A 9,394-nucleotide genomic window follows, 5' to 3' on the forward strand; every position below is an offset into this window, starting at 1 on the left:
GGTGGCGATGACCTTGCCCTCGAAAGGCTTCGGGTCGATGTGAAAGCCCAGCGTCGAAACCTTGGGCTGGCCGTCGAAGATGTTGAACTTGAACGAACGGACGTTGGAAGGCACATGACCGACGACGAGCGTCGGCATCTGTGCGCGGATGGCTTGGGTATCCATGGGGAGACTCCTTGTGGCAACCAAGGGACTCCCGCCCTCAAGGGAGGTCGATCCCTTGAGGGTGAGGTGGATGGACGCGGGTGCGCCCGGAGAACGAAGCAACCAGCACGGCGAACCGCGCCGCAGTCTCGAAGGTCTCGACTGCCTGGGCATGCTGCCGGCAACGCCAGCGAACATGCGGCCAGCGTGCGGCACATGGCTGCGGCCGTCCGTTGGGAATCGGCAATGCGCCGGCACCGCGTTCCGCGAAAAAGAAGAGCCCCGACGTGGGGGCTCGAATGGGTTGCGGGTTACTCGTCGTCGTAGAGCGTCAGCCCGTCCAGCACGGGCGCGTCGGCATCGAACACCAACATGCGAACGTCAGCGAGCGCAGCCAGGTGCAACACTTCCACGAAGGATTCCGGCACGCCCTTGGCCCGGTGCTCCTGCCGCAGCTCTTCGGCGGTGATGCCCTCGACATGCTGCAGGTTCGCATCCGTCCAGGGGGTGGCGATCAGCTTCACGCCGACCGCCGGGCTGTAGGGAATGCGGAAGGCGACGAACAGAAAGCCGCTCGGCGTGGCGACGTCCGCCAGTTCGGCGAGGAAGCGGCCGGCCTCCTCGGTGATGTGCGCCGAACTGATTTCCCAGGCACGGCTGTAGAAGCCGGTCTCGAAGCGCAGGCGCCGCACCACCTCGCGCGCGGCTTCCTCGGAGTAGGTATCGCCGACGTGCAGCGGCTGGCCGGCTTCTTCGGCCATGACGGCGTAGACGAGGTTTCGGGCGATGCCGTGGCTGGGACACTGCGCGTCCAGCTCGGGCGGCACGTTCTGGCCCTCGGTGATCAGCGCGAAGTCGTCGCAGAAGACGCAGGCATGGCGCTCGACCTGGCTGTCCGGCAGGTGCGCCTGCGAGACGTGCAGCGGCAGATAGCTCAGCGTGCAGTCGTCGTCGTAGGAAATCGCCAGCAGCCGCTGCACGGACAGGCCATCGTAGCCGCGGGCGAAGGGATTGTTGGAATGGGACATGGGATTCCTCCAGCAGAGGATGGCCGAGGCAATCCCCTGCCGGGGATTGAACCCCAGCGAGTGGATGAAGTGGCAACCGGTCAGCCGGCCGCGGCGTCGGGCCGCCCTGGTGGCGGGCGGTGCAGGTCAGTGGAAGATGGTGATTCGGGACATGGCCGCTCCTGCGAAAAGAAGGAGGGACATGGCCCCGAACGAGGACGCATGTCCCTCGTGGGGTGGGATGAAAAGACGGTGGGTTGCCAGGCGCGGCTCACCAGCCGTTGTAGTGCAGCGTGAGGTCAGCGATGACCTGGCGCCGTTCCAGATCGAGGCCGCCGAAGTCGGACAGCCCCTCGAAGCCGCAACGCTTGAGCATCGCGCCGCCCTCGCGGGAGTTGTAGAAGCTCACCATCGCGGACAGGAACATGCGTTGACCGCTGCTCAGCACGCCCAGGGCGTCGTTGAGCATCAGCATGTTGGGCCGCAGGTCCCACTTGGTGGTGGCACGCTGCAGACCTTCGCGTGTGCCGTCGCCGAACCACTCGTGGCCGGCGATCTGCGCGCCGCGCTTCCAGGCCTCGAAGAAGGCCTGCGGTGCAGCGTCGAAGTGCGCCTGTTCCAGCGCCATCTGATCGAGCACGTCTTCGGGTAAAGACAGATTCATGAGAGAACTCCTTGAAGGGTGGGAATCAGGGGTGAGCGCGCTGTGTCCAGGCACGGGTATCCAGGGCGCGCTGTGCTGCGAGGTGGGTCGGGAAATACTCGACGGACTCCCGCGATACCGGGCCTTCGTCGTCTTGTGTGCCGATGTAGTGGCCGGCCGCGCTGCGCAGCACCTGTAGCGGCAAACGCTTGCCGGTCCAGGTCAGCGCCAGCGCACCACTGCGCACTGCGGTTGCAGAGGAAGATGCGGAAGGTTCAGACATGCCGGGCTCCTTGGTGGGTCGGGGAGCACGCATCCCGCAGGGGATGGGGTTCCCCTCGGGTGGTTGAGAAAAGTGCATCGTCGCCAGGCCGGCGAGCGTCCGCGGTGGGCGATGCGAAGCGGACTGGATCGGTCAACGCGGCGAACCGCGTTGCAGTCTTGAAGACCGAGACTGCCAGGGCATGCCGCTGACGACGGTCAGCAACGCATGAGGGTGAGCTTCGGACTATCAGATAGCCGCGTCACGCAGCAATCGGGCGCAGTGGCGTCCCCGATTGGGGTCGGGCGCGCCCGGTCCTCTATTGCGATGTGCTTGCACAATTATTCAATAGATGTTGTATTATTGAACTATGAACGAGACCCAAGCCGTTTCCGCCCTGGGCGCCCTGGCCCACACCCAGCGCCTTCGCGTGTTCCGCGCCCTGGTCGTCGCCGGCCCCGAAGGGCTCACGCCCAGCGTCCTGGCCGACCAGCTCGACGTGGCCCGCAACACCCTGTCCTTCCATCTGAAGGAGCTGGCCCATGCCGGCCTCGTCACCATCGAGCAACAGGGCCGCAACCTGATCTACCGCGCCGACTTCGCCCACATGAACAGGCTGCTCGGCTACCTGACCGAGCACTGCTGCCAAGGTGGCGTGTGCGAGGCCAATGAATCCACCCGTGCCTGCGCCTCCTGCTGAAAGGAACCTCCATGAAACGCTTCCACGTCCACCTGCACGTCGATGACCTGAATCGCAGCATCGGCTTCTATTCCCAACTGTTCGCCGCGCAGCCGGCTCGCATCGAGGCCGACTACGCGAAGTGGATGCTCGAAGACCCGCCGGTCAACTTCGCCATCTCCACGCGCGGCAGCAAGCCGGGCATCGACCACCTGGGCATCCAGACCGATGACGCCGACGAACTCACCGCCTTGAAGGCCCGCGCGCAGGCTGCCGACATGGCGCTGCTCGACGAAGGCACCACGACCTGCTGCTATGCACGCAGTGAGAAGCACTGGGTCACCGACCCGCAGGGCGTGGCCTGGGAGCATTTCCACACGCTGGGCAACATCCCCGTGTTCAACGAAGCGCCGCAGCCCGCGCCGAGCACAGCTCCAGCTTGCTGCGCGCCGAGTGACAGTCGCGCCGCCGCGAAACGGGCTGCTTCTTGCTGCTGACGCGAGGCATCGATGACGACTGAAACCACCTACAACGCGCTGTTCATCTGCACCGGAAATTCGGCGCGTTCCATCCTGGCCGAAGGCATCCTCAACGAACTGGGCTTGGGACGGTTTCGCGCCTACTCGGCGGGGAGCCACCCCAAGGGCGAAGTCCACCCGCTGGCGCTCGCCACGCTGGAGCGCCTGCGCCTGCCAACGACCGGCTACCGCAGCAAGAGCTGGGACGAATTCGTGGCGCCCGGTGCGCCGGTGTTCGATTTCATCTTCACCGTCTGCGACAACGCCGCTGGCGAGGTGTGTCCCGTATGGCCGGGCAAGCCGGTGTCGGCCCATTGGGGCGTGCCCGATCCGGCCGCCGTCGAAGGCAGCGAGGAACAGCAGCGCAAGGCGTTCATGGACGCCGCGTTGACGCTCAAGCGTCGCATCGAGCTGTTCCTGTCGCTGCCGCTCCAACGGCTCGATGCCATGTCGCTGCAGCATGAGCTGCGCGTCATCGGCAAGCAGTGAGGTAGCACGATGACCGTACAGACAGAAGCCGTCGCCGCCACGCCATCGTTCTCGATGAGCATCTTCGAGCGCTACCTGACGGTGTGGGTGCTGCTGTGCATCGTCGCCGGCATCGCCCTGGGCCAGCTCGCGCCTGGCGCGTTCCAGGCCGTCGGCCGCATGGAAGTGGCCCAGGTCAACCTGCCGGTCGGCCTGCTCATATGGGTCATGGTGATCCCGATGCTGCTCAAGGTGGATTTCGGCGCGCTCGGCCAGGTTCGCCAGCACTGGCGTGGCATCGGCGTGACGCTGTTCGTCAACTGGGCGGTCAAGCCGTTCTCGATGGCACTGCTGGCCTGGCTGTTCATCCGCCACGTCTTCGCCGACTGGCTGCCGGCCGACCAGCTCGACAGCTACGTCGCCGGCCTGATCCTGCTGGCCGCCGCACCGTGCACAGCGATGGTGTTCGTGTGGAGCCGACTGACCGGCGGCGACCCGGTATTCACTCTGTCGCAGGTGGCGCTGAACGACACCATCATGGTGTTCGCCTTCGCGCCCATCGTCGGGCTGCTGCTGGGCCTGTCGGCGATCACCGTGCCGTGGAACACGCTGCTGACCTCAGTGGTGCTCTACATCATCATCCCCGTCGTCCTCGCGCAGGTGTGGCGCCGCTCGCTGCTGCGTCGTGGACAGGCCGCGTTCGACCGCGCGCTGGAGCGCCTCGGCCCGCTCTCAATCGCAGCGCTGCTGCTGACGCTGGTGTTGCTATTCGCCTTCCAGGGCCAGGCCATCCTGCGACAGCCGCTGGTGATCGCCATGCTCGCCGTGCCCATTCTGATCCAGGTGTTCTTCAATTCCGGCCTCGCCTACTGGCTCAACCGCAGGGTCGGCGAGAAGCACAACATCGCGTGTCCCTCGGCGTTGATCGGTGCCAGCAACTTTTTCGAGCTGGCAGTGGCAGCGGCCATCAGCCTGTTCGGCTTCCATTCCGGCGCGGCCCTCGCCACCGTGGTCGGCGTGCTGATCGAAGTGCCGGTGATGCTGCTGGTGGTGCGCGTGGTCAACCGTTCCCGCGCCTGGTACGAACAGGCCCCGCGCAACGCAGCGAGGCATCCGGCATGAGTACCGTCACGATCTACCACAACCCGGACTGCGGCACGTCGCGCAACACGCTGGCGCTGATCCGCGCCAGCGGCATCGAGCCCACGGTCATCGAGTACCTGAAGACGCCGCCCGACCGCGAGACCTTGAAGGCGCTGATCGCGCGGATGGGCATGGGCGTGCGGGATGTGTTGCGCATCAAGGGCACGCCCTACAAGGAACTGGGCCTGGATGCCGCGCATTGGAGCGACGACCAGTTGATCGATCAGATGCTGGCGTACCCGATCCTCATCAATCGGCCCATCGTGGTGTCGCGCTCGGGCGTGCGCCTGTGCCGCCCCTCGGACATGGTGATCGACCTGCTGCCGCAACGACCGGCGGGCGAGAACCGCAAGGAGGATGGCACGCCGCTGCTGGTGGATACGCCGATCGCCGGCAGCGACCCGGACCTCGCCCTGGCTTTGCAAGAGGCCGTGCTTCCCACGGACGACCTGGCCGAACCAGGGCGCAGCTTCTTCGCCTATGCCACGGTGTCCGGCGAGCGCGTGGGCTACGGCGGCTTCGAGCGCCTGGGCCCAGACGTGCTCGTGCGCTCCCTGGTGGTGCTGCCACACGCACGCCATCGCGGCATCGGCGGCGGAATGTTCGCACTGCTGCTGCGCCGTGCCTTCGACGAGGGCGGGCGCGACGCCTGGTTGCTGACCACGACGGCTGCGCCGTTCTTCGAGCGCGCGGGCTTCAAGCCAATCGAGCGCAGCGCCGCACCGGCGGCCATCCTTGCCACACGGCAGGCCGCAAGCCTTTGTCCTTCGAGCGCCGTGCTGCTTGGACGTCGAATGTCACTGTGATGTGCCCTCGCAAGGACATCCCGGGACACAGAGGTGCATCAGTGAAATGACTAATCGCCGAAGGCCACGCGGGCCTTCGGCTGGAGAGGAAGGAAAACCACCTGTGGGCTGCGTCAGCGCGGGCCGTCGTCAAAGCCGTTCGCTGCATCAGCAATCGCACCCGGCCCGTTTCGTGGCTGGGGCCGGAAACCTTTGGCACGCATACGCGCACAAAGGGAGCCCATTGTTCCGCCGGCGGGCACCGGCACGGAATACCCTGGGCCCAAGGGGCCTCCTCACGGCTCGCGCGGCGGCAAGGCGTCAGGAAGCCCCTCGTGGCCGAGGCAAGGCACACCGATCAAGGGAATGGCGGCGGGCGCGATTCGTGGAGCAATGACCTTCTCGCCCCGTCACCCGATGGCGGGCAGACGGGGCGCGCACACCGTTGCAGAAGGAGACGCGCGCTTTGGAGTCCCGCGCGGTGCGGGACGTTTGCCTCGCCGCCGGTGAAATGGCCGGCGCGGCAGGGGGGAAGCGAGGATCAGGACGCCTTGGGTACTGCGCGCCGCTTGCGCGGTGCGCTGCGCCGGCCCGTCGGGGACTCGATCGGCAATGTGCCCTTGCAGTCCGGGTAGCGCGAGCAGGACCAGAACGCGCCGCTCTTGCCCGTGCGCTGCTGCATCGGTGCGCCGCACTGCGGGCAGGCCGGCGCCGGCGGCAGCTTGAGCGAGAGCGTCGCGCCGCGGTACTGCTGCACGAGCTGACCGACCCACACGGACTGCTTCTCGATGAAGGTGTCTAGCGCCATCTGGCCGGCCTCGATCATGTCGAGCGCCTGCTCCCACACCGCCGTGGTGCCGGGGTCGGCGATGGCCGAGGGCACCGCGTCGATGAGCGTGAATGCCGCGTCGGAAGCGCGGACGGCGCGGCCTTTCTTGACCAGGTAGCCGCGACCGATCAGACCGTTGATGATGTTGGCGCGTGTCGCCTCGGTGCCGATGCCGGTGGTATCTCGCAGCTTCTGTTTCAGGCGCGGGTCGGTCACGAACTTGGCGACGGTCTTCATGGCCTTGATCAGCTCGCCCTGCGTGTAGGGTTTGGGCGGCAGCGTCTTCAGCGCCTTGAGATCCACCTTTCCGACCGGGCAGGACAGGCCCGCATGCAGGGCGGGCAGCACCTGGCTGCGCTGCGCATCCTTGCCATCGGCATCGTCCGGCCCCGGCGTCGCCAGCACCTCACGCCAGCCGGTGACGGCGATCTGCTTGCCCACGGCCGCCAGCGACTGACTGCCGCACGAGAACTGCGCTACCGTCCGGTCGAACTCATGGTGCGGGAGGAACTGCGCGAGGTAATGGGCGCGGATCAGCCGGTAGACGGCCAGTTCCTTCTCGTTCATGGCCGACAGGTTGGCGGGCTCCAGCGTCGGGATGATGCCGTGGTGAGCCGACACCTTGCCGTCGTTCCATGCACGCGAGCGCTGTTGGCGATCCAGGCGCTCGATCAGCGGCCGCAGGCTGGGGTCGGTCTTGACCAGACTGTCGAGTACGGTCGGCACCTCGGCCAGCATGCTCTCGGGTAGGTAGCCCGAATCCGAGCGCGGATAGGTCGTTGCCTTGTGCGTCTCGTACAGCGCCTGGGCGATGTCCAGCGTCTCCTGCACGTCGAGGCCCAATTGCTTGGAACACACCTCCTGCAGGGTGCCGAGGTCGAACGGCAGGGGCGGCCCTTCGCGCACGCGCTCGGTCTCCACCGACAGCACCTGGGCGGTGCCGGCCGCGCGCAGGAATTCCGCTGCCTGCTGCGCCACCGGCTGTTGCAGGCAGCGGCCCGCATCGTCGGTGCTGCCTTGCGGCGGCGTCCAGCTTGCAACGAAGGACTGGCCTGCATGCGAAAGCGCAACCTCGATGGCCCAGAACGGTACGGAAACGAAGCTCGCAATCTCGCGGTCGCGATCCACCACCAGCTTCAGCGTCGGCGTCTGCACCCGGCCCACCGACAGCACACCGGTGTAGCCAGCCTGTCGACCGAGTAGCGTAAACAGCCGGCTCAGGTTCATGCCGATCAACCAGTCGGCACGCGAGCGGGCCAGGGCCGAGTAGTACAGCGGCAGCGTCTCGGCGGACGGCTTGAGCGCACCCAGCGCCTTGCGGATCGACGCATCGTTGAGCGCCGACAGCCACAGGCGCTGAATCGGCCCGCGGTAGCCGCATAGGTCGATGATCTCGCGGGCGATCATCTCGCCTTCGCGGTCGGCGTCAGTCGCGATCACCAGCTCGCCTGCCTTGGCGACGAGCTGCTGCACGACCTTGAACTGCGCCGCGGTCGCCGCCTTGGGCTCGACACGCCAGCGCTCGGGAAGAATGGGCAGTTGTTCGATGGCCCAGCGCTTGTACTGCTCGCCGTAGCCTTCGGGCGGAACCGCCTCCACCAGATGACCGATGCACCAGGTCACGACGACACCGGCACCGCTGTAGCAGCCGTTGCCGCGTTGGCCGGCGCCCAGCACACGGGCGATGTCCTTTCCCTGGGACGGCTTCTCGCACAGGAACACGCGCATGAAGCCTCCTTGGAAATGTGCGGTTCATCGGTTGGGCGTCAGCTTGGCGGGGCCAGGAGATGCCGGCAGCAAGGAAGCCGATTGGTGCAGACACCGCTTTGTGATCGGCAGGCCGTCCGTTGCCGCAGCGGTGCGCATAGACCGCAGGAGCTGGCACAGCAAGAGCGTCGTTTCGGGAGGGCGGCTGGAACGCTGTGGACGACCTTGGAGCTATCCCCTGGGGATAGCTCGCTGGTGCATCACGGGCGTATGACGGTTGCTACAGCCGCCCTCGGCGGAGCGGCGATGGGCGAATTACTGTCCGCCGGCTGGCTTGGCGCTGAGCGCCACCGACTCGATGCGGTACGGCAGGATGCCCACGCGCCGGGCCTCGACCTTGAACGTGACGCGCTCGTTCTCGTCGGCGTCCTCCCATTCGTCGCGCACGGTGCGGCCCTCGACCAGCACCCGCATGCCTTTCTGGTACAGCGTCTTCCAGTGCTCGGCATCGCGGTGCCACAGCTCCACCGGTGCCCAGAAACCGCCGCGATCCTCGTATTCGCCATCCTTCTTCGGGATCGGGTTGTCGAAGTAGACGTTGAGGCGAAGCAGCCGGCGCGGCTCGTCGTTGCCGTTCGGGAATTCGCGGTAGTCCGGCGCAGAACCGATGTTGCCCTCGCCGACGAAGTGCGTGCTCATGGTGACTCCTTGGTGGTGGGTGGAACGGACGCGGTACGCCCGTGGACGCGCCGCAGGTAAGCCGCTTCGGCCTGCGCGGCCTTGTTGGCGCATTCCAGGGCTTGGCGAGCGATGCTGTGGGTCAGGCTGATCTGCATGTTCAGCACGATCCGCTGCAGTTCCATCGCGTACAGTTCGTCGATCAGCGAGGCCGGCGTCGCGGGGTTGGCCAGCAGGGCCTCCCACAACGCCACGCCCATGGAGGAACGGTCGCGGTTGCGCCAGCGCAGGAAGGTCGTCCCTGCGCCAGTGGCCTGCTGGGCCAGTTGCACGTCGAGCAGGCTGAAGGGGTAGGCGCGTGCCTGGGGCAGCACACGCCGCTGCGCCAGGCCAATCACGTCGTCGCGAAGCGCTGCGCACTGGCTGGCCCAGGTCTCCAGACTCCCCTTACCCTTAAAAGGCTGTAAAAGGCCTTTTAGGTAGCCTGCGTGTTCCAGCCGCTGGAAGTCCGCCTGTTCCAGCGCCACGAAG

Annotated in this window: 10 protein-coding genes and 3 pseudogenes; 6 read left to right on the forward strand and 7 right to left on the reverse strand. The window is 66.5% G+C overall.

What is annotated here, in order from left to right; genetic code table 11:
• The 4 genes and pseudogenes from CYU89_RS18500 to CYU89_RS18515 all read right to left on the reverse strand — a co-directional run.
• Positions 1 to 165: pseudogene (locus CYU89_RS18500) on the reverse strand (GTPase); the annotation flags it as partial.
• A gap of 290 nt (positions 166 to 455) precedes the next feature.
• The gene (locus tag CYU89_RS18505; RefSeq protein WP_296283019.1) at positions 456 to 1,172 is read right to left on the reverse strand and encodes an ABC transporter substrate-binding protein; all 717 of its coding nucleotides are present in this window, start codon (positions 1,170 to 1,172) and stop codon (positions 456 to 458) included.
• Between the two features lie 250 nt (positions 1,173 to 1,422).
• A complete protein-coding gene (locus tag CYU89_RS18510; RefSeq protein ID WP_003141051.1) occupies positions 1,423 to 1,815 on the reverse strand; it encodes a hypothetical protein in 393 nt (130 codons plus the stop codon).
• Positions 1,816 to 1,840: 25 nt separating this feature from the next.
• Positions 1,841 to 2,077: a hypothetical protein gene (locus CYU89_RS18515; protein WP_144735344.1), complete on the reverse strand. Its 237-nt coding sequence runs from the start codon at positions 2,075 to 2,077 to the stop codon at positions 1,841 to 1,843.
• A gap of 349 nt (positions 2,078 to 2,426) precedes the next feature.
• On the opposite strand from CYU89_RS18515, the gene CYU89_RS18520 reads away from it, so the two are divergent.
• The 6 genes and pseudogenes from CYU89_RS18520 to arsN2 form a co-directional block, all read left to right on the forward strand.
• The gene (locus CYU89_RS18520) at positions 2,427 to 2,756 is read left to right on the forward strand and encodes a helix-turn-helix transcriptional regulator (RefSeq protein WP_029578155.1); all 330 of its coding nucleotides are present in this window, start codon (positions 2,427 to 2,429) and stop codon (positions 2,754 to 2,756) included.
• An 11-nt stretch (positions 2,757 to 2,767) separates the two neighbouring features.
• Positions 2,768 to 3,232: an ArsI/CadI family heavy metal resistance metalloenzyme gene (locus CYU89_RS18525; RefSeq protein WP_011829938.1), complete on the forward strand. Its 465-nt coding sequence runs from the start codon at positions 2,768 to 2,770 to the stop codon at positions 3,230 to 3,232.
• A 12-nt stretch (positions 3,233 to 3,244) separates the two neighbouring features.
• Positions 3,245 to 3,742 (forward strand): arsenate reductase ArsC, encoded by a 498-nt coding sequence (locus tag CYU89_RS18530; protein WP_024537141.1) that lies wholly within the window; start codon positions 3,245 to 3,247, stop codon positions 3,740 to 3,742.
• Between the two features lie 9 nt (positions 3,743 to 3,751).
• Complete coding sequence (gene arsB / locus CYU89_RS18535) at positions 3,752 to 4,843, forward strand: ACR3 family arsenite efflux transporter (protein ID WP_296283046.1); 1,092 nt, start codon at positions 3,752 to 3,754, stop codon at positions 4,841 to 4,843.
• A pseudogene (arsC, locus tag CYU89_RS18540) lies at positions 4,840 to 5,226 on the forward strand (arsenate reductase (glutaredoxin)); the annotation flags it as partial. The gene arsB and the pseudogene arsC, both read left to right, overlap by 4 nt.
• A gap of 48 nt (positions 5,227 to 5,274) precedes the next feature.
• Positions 5,275 to 5,670, forward strand: a pseudogene (gene arsN2 / locus CYU89_RS18545) (arsenic resistance N-acetyltransferase ArsN2); the annotation flags it as partial.
• Positions 5,671 to 6,190: 520 nt separating this feature from the next.
• Here arsN2 and CYU89_RS18550 read toward each other — a convergent pair.
• The 3 genes from CYU89_RS18550 to CYU89_RS18560 all read right to left on the reverse strand — a co-directional run.
• Positions 6,191 to 8,206: a DNA topoisomerase III gene (locus CYU89_RS18550; protein WP_296283049.1), complete on the reverse strand. Its 2,016-nt coding sequence runs from the start codon at positions 8,204 to 8,206 to the stop codon at positions 6,191 to 6,193.
• A gap of 294 nt (positions 8,207 to 8,500) precedes the next feature.
• The gene (locus CYU89_RS18555; protein ID WP_004362284.1) at positions 8,501 to 8,884 is read right to left on the reverse strand and encodes a single-stranded DNA-binding protein; all 384 of its coding nucleotides are present in this window, start codon (positions 8,882 to 8,884) and stop codon (positions 8,501 to 8,503) included.
• The coding region (locus tag CYU89_RS18560; RefSeq protein ID WP_296283058.1) for a DUF3158 family protein at positions 8,881 to 9,394 on the reverse strand (514 nt) is incomplete at its 5' end. The genes CYU89_RS18560 and CYU89_RS18555, both read right to left, overlap by 4 nt.

It is taken from the genome of Pseudoxanthomonas sp., assembly GCF_002863005.1.
In the GTDB taxonomy this organism is placed as follows: domain Bacteria; phylum Pseudomonadota; class Gammaproteobacteria; order Xanthomonadales; family Xanthomonadaceae; genus Pseudoxanthomonas_A.

What these genes read in the sequence shown, in the direction of transcription:
- CYU89_RS18555 (WP_004362284.1), bottom strand. Translation starts at nt 8,884, where the DNA reads ATGAGCACGCACTTCGTCGGCGAGGGCAACATCGGTTCTGCGCCGGAC.
- CYU89_RS18530 (WP_024537141.1), top strand. Translation starts at nt 3,245, where the DNA reads ATGACGACTGAAACCACCTACAACGCGCTGTTCATCTGCACCGGAAAT.
- CYU89_RS18525 (WP_011829938.1), top strand. Translation starts at nt 2,768, where the DNA reads ATGAAACGCTTCCACGTCCACCTGCACGTCGATGACCTGAATCGCAGC.
- arsB (WP_296283046.1), top strand. Translation starts at nt 3,752, where the DNA reads ATGACCGTACAGACAGAAGCCGTCGCCGCCACGCCATCGTTCTCGATG.
- CYU89_RS18510 (WP_003141051.1), bottom strand. Translation starts at nt 1,815, where the DNA reads ATGAATCTGTCTTTACCCGAAGACGTGCTCGATCAGATGGCGCTGGAA.
- CYU89_RS18515 (WP_144735344.1), bottom strand. Translation starts at nt 2,077, where the DNA reads ATGTCTGAACCTTCCGCATCTTCCTCTGCAACCGCAGTGCGCAGTGGT.
- CYU89_RS18505 (WP_296283019.1), bottom strand. Translation starts at nt 1,172, where the DNA reads ATGTCCCATTCCAACAATCCCTTCGCCCGCGGCTACGATGGCCTGTCC.
- CYU89_RS18520 (WP_029578155.1), top strand. Translation starts at nt 2,427, where the DNA reads ATGAACGAGACCCAAGCCGTTTCCGCCCTGGGCGCCCTGGCCCACACC.
- CYU89_RS18550 (WP_296283049.1), bottom strand. Translation starts at nt 8,206, where the DNA reads ATGCGCGTGTTCCTGTGCGAGAAGCCGTCCCAGGGAAAGGACATCGCC.